Below are 15109 nucleotides of genomic sequence, written 5' to 3'. Positions count from 1 at the left end.
AAGCCTGCGGCGCTTATGAAAAGGCGCCGCAGGCTTTAAATTTCTGATCTTGCGTCTGACACTCCACGCCGAACCCATGGTATCACGCAGACAGTAAAGGGAGCGCGAGGGTCTAGACCCTCGCATCTTAAACTCCCTTCTTCACCACCTCATCCCGCCCGCCATCGCATCACAGGCAGCCTGCAAAATCACCGCCGCCGCCGCACTGTCGATGCGGGTTTTGCGCTTGGCGCGGCTCATGTCCTGTTCGATCAGTCCGCGCTCGGCGCTGGTGGTGGACCAGCGTTCGTCCCACAGCAGAATGGGCAGGCCCAGCACGGCAAGGTTCTTGGCATAGGCTCTGGCCGATTGCGCGCGCGGGCCCGATGTGCCGTCCATGTTCAGCGGCAGGCCGATGACGATGCCCTTGATCCCGCGCTCCTCGATCAGAGCGGCGATGGCCAGTTTGTCCACGCTGAATTTGCCGCGTGTGATGGTTTTGCCGGGCGATGCGATGCGCCATTCCGCGTCGGCAAAGGCCGTGCCGATGGTCTGCGTGCCCAAGTCGAGGCCGATCAGGCCCCCGCCATCGGGCAGCGCATCGCGCATATCCAGCGCGGAAAGGGTAATCAGCTCAGCCATTGACGCCACCAGCCTGCGGTTTGTTCGGTTTGCGCGTCGGGCGCCTTGCGGGCGGCCCTTGCGGGAGGCGCCCCATGCCATGCTTTGACCCGCCGCGCCACATCCGCGCGCAAGGCGCTCCAGAACAGGGGTATGTCATAGACGTGGAAATTGTTGCCCGGCGCGACGAAGGGGCCAAGCTGGGGCGCGGGGCCGATCATCAGAAAGCCGTCCGGCGCGCATCGCGCGGGCACGAGGCCGAGGATCAGGCTGGCCCCGGTCAGCGCGCCATCGGGCACCAGCGTGCCGGGATTAGCCTGTGCGGGGGAGGCGTCGCCGGGGCGGCCGGTGATGGGGTTGACGCAGAGGAACGGGCTGTCGCCCCGCGCCACGCCATCAAGGCCGGGAAAGCGAGCATAGGCCTCGCGCACCATGTCGGTTTCGGCCGGTTCGGCAAAGCTCTGCCATGAGATCACGCAGCCGGCCTGATCGGGGCCTTCGCAGGCCGGCAGGCCCATTTCGGGCAGGTCATGCGTCAGGCTGACCGGCCAGCCCACCGCATAGGCCGCCGCCACCCGCGCGGCCAAAGGCTTGCCCGCCACGCGGTCCTGCATCAGATGCATCAGGTGAAACGCGCCCTGACTGTGTCCGGCGATCACGATGGGCAGGCGGGGATCGACCTGCGCGATAAATTCATCAAACGCGGCCAGCACGTCGCTATAGGCCACGTCCAGCGCCGCCCGCCCCGATGGCCGGTCGGTCAGAAACGCGCCCAGTGTCGCCTGCCTATAGCGCGGTGCCCAGACCTCTGCGGCTGCACTGAAGGGCGTGGCAAGGCCGCGCAGCAGGATTTCGGTCCGTCCCGAAATCAGCGTTTCATCTATCGCTGAATTCCAGTGCAGCCGGTCGAAATGGCTGGTGGGATGGATAAAGAACACCGCCACGGGCAAAGTCGCCTCGTCCACCGGGGCGCCATTGGGACGCCAGCGCGAAGGATCATTGGGCCCGCCCGCCCCGCGCGAATACCACATGGCCGGATCGGCATAGGCATTGGCGGCCTGCGGCGGCGGGGCGGAAAACGGCACCACCGGAACAAAGGTGAATTGCGTCAATTCCTTGGCCCAATAGCGCAAAGCACCCAGCGCACCGATCACAAGCACCACCAGTATTGCAACGCCATAAACAAACTTTCGCGCCAAGGGAGAGTTACACCTGCTCTGTCACTTCGGCCCCATCATGCGCCATCGCGCCGCGCGCCGCCAGCCTTTCCAGCAGGACCTTGAGCATGGCCAGCATCGGATCGGCCAGCGCAAGGCCCAGAATGCCGAACAGCGCCCCCATCATCAACTGCATCGCCAGCACCAGCGCGGGGGCCAGATCGGCGGTTTTCTTGGCCACCATGGGCACGACGATATTGCCGTCGATCCCCTGAACCACGATATAAACGCCGATGCAGTAAAGCCCCATGGACGTACCGCCCGAAAAGCCCACCATCACCATCAGCAGGCCCGAAACCGGCGCGCCAATATTGGGCAAAAATGCCAGCACCCCGGTAATCAGCCCCAGCAGCGTCGCCATGGGCACGCCATAGGCCGAAAGCGCAAGGCCGATGGTTACCCCCTCGATCACCATGCCGACCAGCCGCCCGAAGAGCAGGCGCCGCATCGTATGGCCCATCTGGGTAAACATCTGTTCGAAGAACGGGCGACTTTCGCCCGGCAGCATCCATGCCAGACCGCGCTGATAGGGCTGGGGATCGATGGCGAAATAGACGCCCAGCACGAGGATCAGAAACAGTGTGGCCATGCCGCCAAACAGCCCGCCCAGCACGCTGGGCAATTGCGCCGCGCCCGCGATGGCCTGTTCGGTAAAGGTCTGGATCGTGCTGCGGTTGAGCGTAATCAGCCGGTGGCGCTCAGCCCAGTGCAGGCCCTTTTGCGCCTGCGCCATCAGGATTTCGGGCAGAGCGGCGGCCTGAAGCGCGATTTGCGAACCGGCATAGGTGGCAAACCAGATGGCAAAGCCGGTGGCCGCCGCCAGCACGATGGCCACCCGCCAGATGCGCGGGATCGGCAATATCCGCCCCAGCAATCGCGCACCGCCATCCAGCAGCGCGCCAAACACCATGCCGCCAAACACCACCATCAACGGTTGCGCCAGCACCACCAGCAGCACCATCAACCCGGCAATGCCCAGCCAAATCAGCGCCTTTTTCGCCTCATTGCGCACCATCGGGTCGCGAATGTCGGTCGGGCCGGCGCGGCGCTGGCGAGGTGTGGGGGGCTTGCGGGGTGTTTGGGCCATATTATTTGGGCTTGGCCGCCAGCGGCGGGCGCAGCGACGTGCCCGCGCGGCCCGAACGCAGGCCGGTGAACCAGCTCAGCGGGTTCCAGCCCGCCGTGCCGTTAAACGAATGGGTGATAAATTCGGCGCGCCCGCCCACATCCGACAAAGGCACCGGCCCGCCAAGCCCGCGTTCTTCGAGCGGCACGCGGCTGTCGGCCGAATGGTCGCGATTGTCGCCCATCACAAAGACGTGGCCCTCGGGCACGCGGATTTCGGCCATGTCGTCAAAGGGCTGCTCCATATGATCGAGGATCGTATAGGTTGCGCCATTGGGCAAGGTTTCGCGCCATGCGGGGATCGAGCATACTTCCTGGCCGGAGGGCTTGCGTTCCTTCAGGCCGATGAAGCCGGGGCCTTCGCAGGGGTAGGGGTCTTCATCGCCCCGGATCGCGTCGAGCGGAATTTCGGCGGGCGGCTCGACCGCCTGGGGCACCGGGCGACCATTGAGGATGATCTGGCCGTGGCGCAGCGCGATGCGGTCGCCCGGTCGCGCCACCACACGCTTGATATAATCGTCGCCGGGCCGGTCGCGCGGGACCACGATCACCACATCGCCGTAATCGGGCGTGCCGGGCCATACGCGCCAGTTGCCGCGCGGCAGGACGTGAAAGCTGGGCGAGGCCCAGTTCCAGCCGAAGGGATATTTCGACACCACCAGATGATCGCCCACCCACAATCCCGGCAGCATCGAGGCCGAGGGAATGTAGAAAGGCTTGGCCACGAAAGAGTGAAACGCCAGCACCGCCAGCAACATGCCGCCCAGCCCGCGCACCTCGGCCAGCCAGTCGATGGGCTGCTTGGCGGCGTCATTGGTCTTGGTATCGCTGGAGGCGGACATTGGGGAATCGTCTTTCAAAGAGGCAGGGTTTCGATGATGACCGTGGCGGATGCCCATGGCAAATCATCGGTGAGCGAGAGGTGGAGGCAGGATGTATGGCCCGGCGGGGTGATCGCGGCCAGACGATCGGCCGCCCCGGCGTAGAGCGCAATCGAGGGCGCGCCCAGATCATTGCGCACGACCTCGATGTCGGTAAGGCCAAAGCCGCGCCCGATCCCGGTGCCAAGGGCCTTGGCGCAGGCTTCCTTGGCGGCCCAGCGCTTGGCCAGCGTGGCCGCGCGCATCGCCGGGCGCGAATCGGCCAGAGCGATTTCGGCAGGCGTAAAGCTGCGCGCCAGAAAGCGTGCCTCATGCCGTTCCAGCGCCGCCTCGATGCGGTCGATATTCACCAGATCTGTGCCAAGGCCGAGGATCATCGTGTTTTTACCCCCGCGCGGCGTCCATCAGCTCGCGCATCCGGCGCACCGCGTTTTCAAGGCCCACGAACACCGCCTCGCCGATCAGATAATGGCCGATGTTGAGTTCGGCGATCTGGGGAATGGCGGCGACGGGTTGCACATTGTCATAGGTCAGGCCGTGGCCCGCATGGGGCTCGATGCCGTTGCGCGCGGCAAGGGCGGCCATGTCGGCAAGGCGCTTCAGTTCCACCGCGCGCTGCTCGCCTTCGGCATGGGCATATTCGCCGGTGTGAAATTCCACCACCGGCGCGCCAAGGCGGATCGCGGCGTCAAGCTGGCGCATTTCGGGCGCGATGAAGAGCGAGACGCGGATGCCCGCATCGGTCAAACGCTGAACGATAGGGGCGAGGCGATTGTGTTGCCCCGCCGCGTCGAGCCCGCCTTCGGTCGTGCGCTCCTCGCGCCGCTCGGGCACGATGCAGGCGGCGTGCGGTTTGTGGCGCAGCGCGATTTCCAGCATCTCGTCCGTAGCGGCCATTTCCAGGTTCAGCGGCAGAGAGGTCGAAGCCTGAATGCGCGCCAGATCCTCGTCGCGGATATGGCGGCGATCCTCGCGCAGATGGGCGGTGATGCCATCGCCCCCCACGGCCGCGACGATCTGCGCCGCGCGCACGGGATCAGGATGGGCGCCGCCCCGCGCGTTGCGGATTGTGGCCACATGGTCGATGTTGACGCCAAGGCGCAAACGGGCGGGGAACAGCGCGTTCATTACGGCTTGGCCCGGCTGCCGGGCTTGACCGCAGGCGTGGCGGCCAGAGCGGCGGGCACTTCTTCAGGCGCATAGGTGGGAAAATTGAGCGCGATCAGCGGATAGAAGGGCACGCCCAGATCCACCTTGCCCGCGCTGCGGTCGATCAGGGCCGCCGCCGCGATCACCTTGCCGCCCGCATCCTCGATGGCCTTGATCGCCTCTCGGCTCGACAGGCCCGTGGTCACCACGTCCTCGACCATCAGCACCTTGTCGCCCGGTTCGATGGAAAAGCCGCGGCGCAGCTCGAACGTGCCGGTGGGCCGTTCGACAAACATCGCGTCCACGCCAAGAGCGCGGCCCACTTCATGGCCGATGATCAATCCGCCCATCGCCGGGCTGATGACCTTCTGGATTTCTTTGCGCAGATCGCGCGGCAGTTTCTGGGCAATGCCAATCGCCAGACGGCTTGCCCGTTCCGGGTTCATCAGCACGCGGGCGCATTGCAGATAATGCGCGCTGTGGCGGCCAGAGGAGAGCAGGAAATGCCCTTCGAGCAGGGCATGGCTGGCGCGGAATTCGGCCAGCACCTCTTCTTCGGTCATGCTTTGTCTTGCCTTCGTCCAAAAAACTTGTGCGATTCCCGCAGGAGCGGCGCGCGCCCTGCTTCAAAATTACCCCTAGAGGCGCTTGTGGGCTGGGGCAAGCGCTGGTACACCCTGTTCCTAAGGGACAAAAGTCCCCATGCCTGTGGGACGCCGGACGAGGAGGGGGCTTTTCTTCCGAGCGGCGAAGAAGAAAGAACGTAGGCCATGATTTTGGGAGAAGTATCCGGGGCCTTCGGGCGCCGAACGTTGCGTCTTGCCTTGAATACGTTGCCGGGGCTGGCGCTGATTGCGGCGGGGGCGGTTCATGCTGCCGCCGATCGTCTGGCCGTGGCGCCGGGCGGCTATACCCCGATGAAGCCCACGCCCGGCAAGGGCATGCCGGTTGACGGCGGGCTGACCTTTCAAACCCAATATTCCCCCACCGGGCTTGAGGCCTTGTGGATGCACGATAATATCGTGATGACCGTGCTGATCGCGACCACGGCTTTTGTGCTGGGCCTGCTGATCTGGGTCATGATCCGCTATAATTCGCGCGCCAATCCGGTGCCCAGCAAGACCAGCCACAACACGCTGCTCGAAGTGATCTGGACCGGCATTCCGGTGCTGATCCTGCTGGTGGTCTTCGTGCCCTCGATGAAGCTGCTGGCCCATCAGTTCAAGACCCCGCCCAAGGAAGCGCTGACCATCAAGGCCATCGGCAACCAGTGGTACTGGACCTATGCCTATCCCGACAATGGTGAGTTCGAAGTGACCAGCAACATGCTGAGCCACGAAGAAGCGGTGAAGCGCGGCGAGCCGCCGCAGTTGGCCGCCGACAACCGCATGGTGGTGCCGGTGGGTGAACCGATTCGCCTGCAGACCACGGGCGCGGATGTGATCCACTCCTTTGCGGTACCCTCGCTGTGGTTCAAGCTGGACGCGGTGCCGGGGCGGATCAACGAGAAGGTGCTCTTCGTCAAGGAACCGGGCGTCTATTATGGCCAGTGCAGCGAGCTTTGCGGCGCGCGCCACGGTTATATGCCGATCGTGGTCGAGGCGCTGCCGCGCCCTCAGTATAACGCCTGGGTGCTGACCCATGCGGGGGCCAAGATCGACGGTGCGCCCGAGCCTGCTGCGGCGCCTGCCGCCGCTGCTCCCGCCGCCGAGGCCGCTTCGGGGACTGAGGTGGCTGCCGCTGCCTCGTCCGGCGAATAACTTTTACGCGAGGGTTTGAAGAACAATGGCTACCATCGCAGACGAATTTCACGCCCATTCCGATGGGCATGTGCATGACCACCACGATCATGATCACAAGCCGGGCTTTTTCGCCCGCTGGTTCATGTCGACCAACCACAAGGATATCGGCACGCTCTATCTGATCTTCGCCATCACGGCGGGGATCATCGGCGGCGCGATTTCCGGTATCATGCGCGCTGAACTGGCGCAGCCGGGTATTCAGTATCTGGGGTTCTTTGCCGATCTGCTGGGTACGAAAAACCCCAGCTTTGACCAGCAATTGCACCTGTGGAACGTGCTGATCACGGCCCATGGCCTGATCATGGTGTTCTTCATGGTCATGCCCGCGATCATCGGCGGCTTTGGCAACTGGTTCGTGCCGATCATGATCGGCGCGCCCGACATGGCCTTTCCGCGCATGAACAACATCTCGTTCTGGCTGACGGTGGCGGGTTTCTGCTCGCTGCTCTGCTCGGCCTTTGTGCCGGGCGGCACGGGTCAAGGCGCGGGGATCGGCTGGACGGCCTATGCGCCGCTCTCGACTTCGGGTTCGCAGGGGCCGGCGGTCGATTTCGCGATCTTCTCGCTGCACCTTGCCGGTGCGGGCTCGATCATGGGGGCGATCAATTTCATCACCACCATCTTCAACATGCGCGCGCCTGGCATGACTCTGCACAAGATGCCGCTGTTCGTGTGGTCGGTGCTGGTCACCGCGTTCCTGCTGCTGCTGGCGCTGCCGGTGCTGGCGGCTGCCATCACGATGCTGCTGACCGACCGCAATTTCCACACCACCTTCTTTGATGCGGCGGGCGGCGGCGATCCGGTGCTGTTCCAGCATCTGTTCTGGTTCTTCGGCCATCCCGAAGTCTACATCATGATCCTGCCCGGTTTCGGCATCATCAGCCAGATCGTCAGCACCTTCAGCCGCAAGCCGGTGTTCGGCTATCTGGGCATGGCCTATGCTATGGTGGCGATCGGCGTGGTGGGCTTTGTCGTGTGGGCGCACCACATGTACACCACCGGCCTGTCCGAAGACGTGAAGATGTATTTCACCACCGCCACGATGGTGATCGCTGTGCCCACCGGAATCAAGATCTTCTCGTGGATCGCGACGATGTGGGGCGGTTCGATCCGCTTTGCCTCGCCCATGGTCTGGGCCATCGGCTTCATCTTCCTGTTCACCGTTGGCGGCGTCACGGGTGTCGAACTGGCCAATGGCGGTTTGGACGACAATCTTCAGGACACCTATTACGTGGTGGGTCACTTCCACTATGTGCTCTCGCTGGGCGCGGTGACCTCGCTGTTTGCCGGTTTCTATTACTGGTTCCCCAAGATGAGCGGGCGTTGGCACTCGGAATTGCTGTCCTATCTGCATTTCGCGGTGTTCTTTGTCGGGGTGAACATGATCTTTTTCCCGATGCATTTCCTCGGGATGCAGGGCATGCCGCGCCGTTACCCTGACTTTACGCCCGCCTATGCCTATTGGAACCATATTGCCACGATCGGCTATATGGTGATGGCGGTGTCGATCGGCATCTGGCTGATCAACATCATCTATGCCTTCACCATGGGCAAAAAGGCCGAAGGCAATTACTGGGGCGAGGGCGCCACGACGCTGGAATGGACGCTATCCAGCCCGCCGCCGTTTCACCAGTTCGAAACCGTGCCGGTGATCAAGGACGAAGATCACCATTAAGAATGGTTGAGGCGCCCGAACCCTGTTCGGGCGCCTGCAATCCGGCCGCATCTGTCACTCGAAGGGACAGCCATGTCGCTCGTGCTCCCTTTACATCGCGGCGCAATGGCGCAAGGGGGAATGCCCATGAGCACCCCCGAACAAGCCGCTGCCGCCCGTCAGCCTGCCGACTGGCGCGATTTCTTCGCCCTGACCAAGCCGCGCGTGATGACGCTGGTGATTTTTACCGGCCTTTGCGGACTGCTGGCGGCGCCGGGGCATATCAATCCGGTGATCGGATTTGCCACGATTTTGTGCATCGCGGTGGGCGCCGGCGGGGCCGCCGCGCTTAACCAGTGGTGGGAAGCCGACATTGACGCGGGGATGAAGCGCACCGCCAAGCGGCCCTTGCCCGCCGGGCGGATGGAGCGCGAATCGGCGCGCGATTTCGGCATGGCGCTGGCTGGCCTTTCGGTGCTGACCATGGGGCTGGCGGCGGGATGGCTCTGCGCGCTGATCCTTGCCGGTTCGATTGTCTATTACGCGCTGGTCTATACGGTCTGGCTGAAACCGCGCACACCGCAGAACATCGTGATCGGCGGCGGGGCGGGGGCCTTTCCGCCGATGATCGGCTGGGTCGCGGTCACCGGCCATATCACATGGATGCCGGTGCTGCTGTTCCTCATCATCTTCATGTGGACGCCGCCCCATTTCTGGGCGCTGGCGCTGTTTGTGAAGACCGATTACGCCAAGGTGGGCATTCCGATGATGCCGGTGGTGGCGGGGGAAAAATCCACCCGTCGCCAGATCTTCGCCTATTCGGTGCTGCTGTTGCCGCTTACGCTGCTGCCGCTGTTCCTGCCCAAGGCGGATGGCGGGCCGGGGTGGATTTACGGCGTGTCGGCGGGCGTGCTGTCCACGCTGTTCCTGTTGCTGGCGATCCGGGTTGGTTTTCGCAACCGGCGCGATGACGACGACACCATGAAGCCGGAAAAGCAGCTTTTCGCTTTCTCGGTGCTTTATCTTTTCGCCCTGTTCGCCGCGCTGGTGGCGGATCGCTGGGTGCCGATCATCGGAGGATATCTGTGAGCGAACCGATCGACATGGACGCAAGCAAGATGGAGGAGCGCAAGCGCATCATCGCCGGGCGCAACAAGGCGCTGGGTCTGGTGCTGCTGGGTTTGGTGGTGCTGTTCTTTGCCATCACCATTGCCAAGATGGGGCATTGATCCGTGGCCAGCCTGACCCCGCCCGCGCCGCAAAATCGCAACCGCCGCGTGGCGATGATCGCGGCGGGCGTGGCGCTGGGGATGGCTGGGCTCGGCTATGCCTCGGTGCCGCTCTATCGGATATTCTGTCAGGCGACCGGCTTTGGCGGCACGCCCCAGCGGGCCAGCGAGGCGCAGGCGGCGGGGGTGAAGATCGCGGCCGGGCGTATGATGTCGGTGCGCTTCGACGCCAATGTCGATCCGGGCATGCCATGGCATTTCCGCCCGCGCCAGACCACGCAGACCGTGGCCATCGGCGCGCGCACGCTGGCGATTTTCGAGGCGCATAATACTTCGGACAAGCCGATCACCGGGGCGGCCAGCTTCAACGTCTCGCCCGATGAGGCTGCGCGCTATTTCACCAAGGTGGCCTGTTTCTGCTTTACCCAGCAGGTGCTGCAACCGGGCCAAAGCGTGGTCATGCCGGTCAGCTATTACGTCGATCCCAAGATCCTTGAGGACAAGGACCTCAAAGGTCTGGAGCAGATCACGTTGAGTTACACATTCCACCGCGTGCCCGGCGCATAAGTCCGGCGGGCGGAAGGAGCAGTGAATTCGCGCTTTGGGGCCTGCAAATCATGCTGGACCGGGCGGCGTAGGAAAGATAGGTTCAAACACAACAATGCCCGGGGGACAGAGGCCGCAACAGGCCCGCACCCATGGCAAAAAGGGGATGAATGCGATGGCCTCTGGCAAGACACATGACTACCATATCCTGCCGCCTGATCTGGTGCCTTTGACCACCACGATCGGGGCTTTCACCTTTACCACAGGCATGGTGTTCATGATGCACCCCGACACGTTCGGGGCGCTGGGCCATATCGTGCCCTGGGCGGGGCTGGCGCTGTTGCTGGCGGCCATGTTCACCTGGTTCAACAAGATCGTGAACGAGGCCCATGCGGGCGACCATACACCGGTGGTGCAACTGCATCAGCGCTATGGCATGATCCTGTTCATCGCCTCGGAAGTCATGTTCTTTGTCGGCTGGTTCTGGGCCTTTTTCGATTTCTCGCTCTTTCCCTCGACCATTTCCAAGGTGGTGGGCGGGCAATGGCCGCCCAAGGAATTGGAAGCCGTCCTCGACGCTTTCGACCTGCCGCTGCTCAATACGATGATCCTGCTGCTTTCGGGCACGACCGTCACATGGGCGCATCACAGCCTGATCCACGGCGACCGCAGCGGCCTGAAGAAGGGGCTGTGGCTGACCATCATTCTGGGCATCCTGTTCAGCAGCCTTCAGGCGTTTGAATATGCCCATGCGCCCTTCGCCTTCGGCAAGAACACCTATGGCTCGGCCTTCTACATGGCTACGGGCTTTCACGGCTTCCACGTGATCGTGGGCACGATCTTCCTCGCGGTCTGTCTGGCCCGCACCTATCGCGGCGATTTCACCCCGCGCCAGCATTTCGGCTTCGAGGCCGCCGCTTGGTATTGGCACTTCGTCGACGTGGTGTGGCTGTTCCTGTTCGTGTGCATCTACATCTGGGGCAACTGGGGCTTTGCGGTTGACTGATCAGACGCCGCATTCACCATCCGGGCATTCAACAGCAATCGGGCAGCCGGGGATCGTCTCGGCTGCCCTGTTCGGTTTGTGCCCGCGTTGCGGGGCCAAGGGATTGTTTGCGGGAATCGCCCATTTTGCGCCGCGTTGTGAAAAATGCGGGCTGGATTTTGGTTCGTTCAATGTGGGCGATGGACCTGCGGCTTTCCTGACCTTTGGGGTCGGTGCGCTGGCGGCGGGGGTGGCGGCGTGGCTGGCGCTGGATGTCGATCCGCCGGTGTGGGTCTATGTCGCGGTGTTGGTGCCATTGGTGGTTTTGCCCACGCTCTATGGGCTGCGCGTGTCCAAGGCGGCTTTGCTGACGGCGGAGTATCAGCGGCGGGCGAGTGAAGCAGGCGCAAAGGATGTCGATTCGCAATGACCTGGCGCAGATTGCCTGTGATCCCCACGCTGCTGGTGCTGGCGGCGGCGGGTTATATGGTCCACCTTGGCCTGTGGCAGCTGGACCGTCTGGCGCAGAAAGAGGCCAAGATTGCCCGCTTCACCGCCGCGCAGGGAGACCGCAGCCCGGTCTCCATCGGCGAGGTGTGGCGGTATAAGAGTTCGGATGCGCGCGATTTCCATCGGACTGAGTTCTGGTGCCAGCAGGTGTTGCAGATCTCGGCGCAGTCCGGGCGCAATGCGGCAGGGCAGGCGGGCTGGGCGCATATCGCGCGATGCCTGACCGCGCCGGTCGATACGCAGGGTTTCCGTCCCACCGAGGCGCCCAAGGGCGTGCTGTCCGATGTCGTGCTGGGGTGGAGCAATAAGCCCGCGCCTGTGGCGTGGAGCGGCGGGCGGGTGCGGGGGCTGGTCGTGCCGGGCGGGGAATTTGCGCATCATGTCGTGGCCGATCCGGCGCTGGCGGGGCTGGCGGAGAATGCGAAGCCCGATCCGCGTGATTTGCCCAATAACCATCTGTCCTATGCGGTGCAGTGGTTCCTTTTCGCGCTGACCGCGCTGGTGATTTATGCGGTGGCGGTGAGGAAGAGGGTGTTGGGGCGGCAAGAAGAAGGGGAATGATGCGAGGGACTCGTCCCTCGCGCTCCCGTTATTGTATGCGTTGCGTTATGGGTTCGGCCGCTGGGTGTCGGACGCGCCGTTTGAATTTTAAAGCCCGCGGTGCCAATTGGCACGAGGCCGCCGCGCCGCAGGCTTTACAACCCACACGGCAAACACCCCCGCCGCAAACCACGCGCCCCCCCATAATGGGATTGCAAAGGGTCGAGACCCTTTGCCCGCCGGAGGCATAAAACCCTTGAATCCCCCACCCAAAGCCAAACCCCTTGCCCCTGCGCGCCTCTGGCGCTAACGCGCGGCCCAAACGGACAGGGAATCCCATGGAATATATCTCCACGCGCGGCAACGCACCGGTTCTTGATTTTGAAGGCGCGACTCTGGCGGGTCTGGCCAGCGATGGCGGGCTTTATGTCCCGCGCGAGTGGCCGCGTTTTTCCAAGGCCGAGATCGCCGCGCTGGCGGGCCTGCCCTATGCGGAGCTGGCGGCCAAGGTGATGGCGCCTTTCGTGGGCGACAGCCTGAGCTATGACCGCCTGCTGGAGCTGACCACGGCGGCCTATGGCCGGTTTTCGCATGCCGCCGTCACGCCTTTGAAGCAGCTCGATGAGCAGCAGTGGCTGCTGGAACTGTTCCACGGCCCGACGCTGGCGTTCAAGGATGTGGCGCTGCAACTGCTGGGCCTGCTGTTCGAAGAATTTTTGGGCCGCAGCCCCCAGAACCTGACCATCGTGGGCGCCACCAGCGGCGACACCGGCAGCGCGGCGATTGACGCCGTGGCGGGCCGCGCCAAGGTCGATATCTTCATGCTGCACCCCAAGGGCCGCGTGAGCGACGTGCAGCGCCGCCAGATGACGACCGTCTTGGCCCCCAACGTCTATAACATCGCCATCGAGGGCAGCTTCGACGATGCGCAGGCGATGGTGAAACGCATTTTCAACGACAAGGCCGTGACCGACCGCTTCAACATCGGCGCGGTCAACTCGATCAACTGGGCGCGTCTGATGGCACAGGTGGTCTATTATTTCGCCGCCGCGCTGCAACTTGGCGCGCCGGAGCGCGAAGTGGCCTTCTCGGTCCCCACCGGCAATTTCGGCGATGTGTTCGCCGGCTATGTCGCCGCGCAGATGGGCCTGCCGATTGCCAAGCTGATTGTCGCCACCAATGTGAACGACATTTTGCACCGCGCGCTGTCGACCGGCGATTATTCGGCCGGGACCGTTACGCCCACCGCTGCGCCCAGCATGGACATTCAGGTGTCGTCGAATTTCGAACGTCTGCTGTTTGATGTGGGCGGACGCGATGGCTTGGCACTGGCCGAGCAGATGGCCGGGTTTGAGGCCACCAAGGCGATGACCCTGACCAATGCGCAGCGCGAAGGCGCGGCGGCTTTGTTCGTATCGGCCCGCGCCGATGCCGACGAAATGGCGCAGGCGATCCGCTGGGGCTGGGAAGCGGCGGGCGAATTGCTCGATCCGCACACCGCCATCGGCATTCACGCCGCGCGCAACGCGGGCATCGACAAGGCCACCCCGGTGGTCACGCTGGCCACCGCGCATCCGGCCAAGTTCCCCGAAGCGGTGGAACGCAGCACCGGCCACCGCCCCGGCCTGCCCGAGCGCGTGGGCGATCTGTTTGAGCGCGAGGAGCGCTATGCCGAACTGCCGGGCGATTATGACGCGGTTTGCGCCTATGTCGCCGAACGGGCGACCGCGAAGGCATAATGGCAGAGCTGATCCATCAGCCCGTCCTGCTGACCGGCGAGGGCTGGGCCGATTACGGGCTGGTCGATTCGGGCGCAGGACGCAAGCTGGAGCGCTATGGCGACTACCGCTTCATCCGCCCCGAACCGCAGGCGCTGTGGCAGCCGCGCATGGCCGATTGGGATGCCCATGGCGAATTCGTGCCGGGTGCGGATGAGGATGGCGGCGGGCGCTGGAATTACACCAAGCCGGTGCCGCGCGATGGCTGGTCTCTGGGCTGGGCCAATGGCGAGGAGCGCGTGAAATTCACCGCGCAATGCACGCCGTTCCGCCATCTGGGCTTCTTTCCCGATATGGCGCCTGTCTGGGGCTGGATGGGGCAGCAATTGGGCGAGCGCAGCGATGCCAGCACGCTCAACCTGTTCGGCTATACCGGGGTCGGCACACTGGCACTGAGCCAGTACGGGCCCGTCACCCATGTGGACGCCAGCAAGAAATCGGTGGCGCAGGCGCGGGTCAACGCCGCCCTGTCGGGCATGGAAAACCGCCCGGTGCGCTGGATTGTCGATGATGCGGCCAAGTTCACCGCGCGCGAAGTCCGCCGCGGCAAGCGCTATGACGGCATCATCATGGACCCGCCCAAATTCGGGCGCGGGCCGGATGGTGAGGTCTGGCGGCTGGAAGAACACCTGCCCGGGCTGATCCACGATGCGCGCCAATTGCTGGACAGCGATAGCCGTTATCTCTTTCTCACCGTCTATGCGGTACGCATGTCCTCGCTGGCCATCGCCGGATTGCTTGAGGAAGCCTTTGCCGACCTGCCCGGCTATGTCGAACATGGCGATCTGGCGGTGCGCGAGGATGGAGCGGGGCGGATGTTGCCCACGGCGATTTTTGCGCGGTGGCGCAGGGATTGAGTGTAAGGGGGTAGGTTTGCCTCCGGCGAGCAAAGGGACTTGTCTCTTTGCAATCCCGATACTGTCTTTGCCCCGCTCGACATCAACTAAAGCTGATGGATGCAGGCTTTAATAAGCCATACCACATCAGCCTACGAGCGGGCGAAACGCCACCCCATTAACGGGTTTGCAAAGGGCCCCCGCCCTTTGCCCGCCGGAGGCCCTGTTTCAAAACTTTCTGGACTCCCCCCGCGCAA

17 protein-coding genes are annotated in these 15109 nt (G+C 63.7%); 10 read left to right on the top strand and 7 right to left on the bottom strand.

Going from position 1 to position 15109, the window contains the following annotated elements; genetic code table 11:
* Window positions 1-141: 141 nt before the first annotated feature.
* From ruvX to pyrE, 7 genes are read right to left on the bottom strand one after another with little or no spacing between them, the layout of a single operon-like run.
* Complete coding sequence (gene ruvX / locus FHW96_RS17370) at window positions 142-621, bottom strand: Holliday junction resolvase RuvX (RefSeq protein ID WP_172341828.1); 480 nt, start codon at window positions 619-621, stop codon at window positions 142-144.
* Entirely contained in the window at window positions 609-1763 is a 1155-nt protein-coding gene (locus tag FHW96_RS17365; RefSeq protein ID WP_371815742.1) for a DUF3089 domain-containing protein, read from the bottom strand. The genes ruvX and FHW96_RS17365 overlap by 13 nt, the downstream gene beginning before the upstream one ends.
* A 43-nt stretch (window positions 1764-1806) precedes the next feature.
* Window positions 1807-2904, bottom strand: coding sequence for an AI-2E family transporter (locus tag FHW96_RS17360; RefSeq protein WP_172341826.1), 1098 nt, complete (start codon window positions 2902-2904; stop codon window positions 1807-1809).
* Between the two features lies 1 nt (window position 2905).
* Window positions 2906-3784, bottom strand: a complete 879-nt coding sequence (gene lepB, locus FHW96_RS17355; protein WP_172341825.1) for a signal peptidase I — start codon at window positions 3782-3784, stop codon at window positions 2906-2908.
* Between the two features lie 14 nt (window positions 3785-3798).
* Window positions 3799-4200, bottom strand: coding sequence for a holo-ACP synthase (acpS, locus tag FHW96_RS17350; RefSeq protein ID WP_172341824.1), 402 nt, complete (start codon window positions 4198-4200; stop codon window positions 3799-3801).
* A 7-nt stretch (window positions 4201-4207) separates the two neighbouring features.
* A complete protein-coding gene (locus tag FHW96_RS17345) occupies window positions 4208-4951 on the bottom strand; it encodes a pyridoxine 5'-phosphate synthase (protein ID WP_172341823.1) in 744 nt (247 codons plus the stop codon).
* The gene (pyrE, locus tag FHW96_RS17340; RefSeq protein ID WP_172341822.1) at window positions 4951-5535 is read right to left on the bottom strand and encodes an orotate phosphoribosyltransferase; all 585 of its coding nucleotides are present in this window, start codon (window positions 5533-5535) and stop codon (window positions 4951-4953) included. The genes FHW96_RS17345 and pyrE overlap by 1 nt, the downstream gene beginning before the upstream one ends.
* A 249-nt stretch (window positions 5536-5784) precedes the next feature.
* Here pyrE and coxB point away from each other — a divergent pair, with 249 nt between their 5' ends.
* From coxB to FHW96_RS17290, 10 genes are all read left to right on the top strand, one after another.
* Window positions 5785-6732, top strand: coding sequence for a cytochrome c oxidase subunit II (coxB, locus tag FHW96_RS17335; RefSeq protein ID WP_253951033.1), 948 nt, complete (start codon window positions 5785-5787; stop codon window positions 6730-6732).
* A gap of 25 nt (window positions 6733-6757) precedes the next feature.
* Complete coding sequence (gene ctaD / locus FHW96_RS17330; protein WP_172341820.1) at window positions 6758-8449, top strand: cytochrome c oxidase subunit I; 1692 nt, start codon at window positions 6758-6760, stop codon at window positions 8447-8449.
* A gap of 126 nt (window positions 8450-8575) precedes the next feature.
* Entirely contained in the window at window positions 8576-9517 is a 942-nt protein-coding gene (locus tag FHW96_RS17325; protein ID WP_172341819.1) for a heme o synthase, read from the top strand.
* Complete coding sequence (locus tag FHW96_RS17320) at window positions 9514-9657, top strand: hypothetical protein (protein ID WP_168604944.1); 144 nt, start codon at window positions 9514-9516, stop codon at window positions 9655-9657. The genes FHW96_RS17325 and FHW96_RS17320 overlap by 4 nt, the downstream gene beginning before the upstream one ends.
* A 3-nt stretch (window positions 9658-9660) precedes the next feature.
* Window positions 9661-10224 carry a cytochrome c oxidase assembly protein gene (locus tag FHW96_RS17315; RefSeq protein WP_172341818.1) on the top strand — a complete coding sequence of 188 codons (564 nt, stop codon included), beginning with the start codon at window positions 9661-9663 and terminating at the stop codon, window positions 10222-10224.
* A 154-nt stretch (window positions 10225-10378) separates the two neighbouring features.
* A complete protein-coding gene (locus FHW96_RS17310; RefSeq protein ID WP_172341817.1) occupies window positions 10379-11209 on the top strand; it encodes a cytochrome c oxidase subunit 3 in 831 nt (276 codons plus the stop codon).
* A 103-nt stretch (window positions 11210-11312) separates the two neighbouring features.
* Window positions 11313-11618 carry a DUF983 domain-containing protein gene (locus tag FHW96_RS17305; protein ID WP_371815741.1) on the top strand — a complete coding sequence of 102 codons (306 nt, stop codon included), beginning with the start codon at window positions 11313-11315 and terminating at the stop codon, window positions 11616-11618.
* Window positions 11615-12259, top strand: a complete 645-nt coding sequence (locus FHW96_RS17300; protein ID WP_172341816.1) for an SURF1 family cytochrome oxidase biogenesis protein — start codon at window positions 11615-11617, stop codon at window positions 12257-12259. The genes FHW96_RS17305 and FHW96_RS17300 overlap by 4 nt, the downstream gene beginning before the upstream one ends.
* Before the next feature lie 317 nt (window positions 12260-12576).
* A complete protein-coding gene (thrC, locus tag FHW96_RS17295) occupies window positions 12577-13977 on the top strand; it encodes a threonine synthase (RefSeq protein WP_172341815.1) in 1401 nt (466 codons plus the stop codon).
* On the top strand, window positions 13977-14873 hold the full coding sequence (locus tag FHW96_RS17290) for a class I SAM-dependent methyltransferase (RefSeq protein WP_172341814.1): 897 nt from the start codon (window positions 13977-13979) through the stop codon (window positions 14871-14873). Before thrC ends, FHW96_RS17290 begins: the two co-directional genes overlap by 1 nt.
* Window positions 14874-15109 lie beyond the last annotated feature (236 nt).

Origin of the sequence: Novosphingobium sp. SG751A, assembly GCF_013149295.1 — a bacterium.
Lineage (GTDB): Bacteria > Pseudomonadota > Alphaproteobacteria > Sphingomonadales > Sphingomonadaceae > Novosphingobium.
The sequence above is the reverse complement of the archived record's forward strand: the minus strand, read 5'-3'. Positions and strand labels throughout refer to the sequence as shown.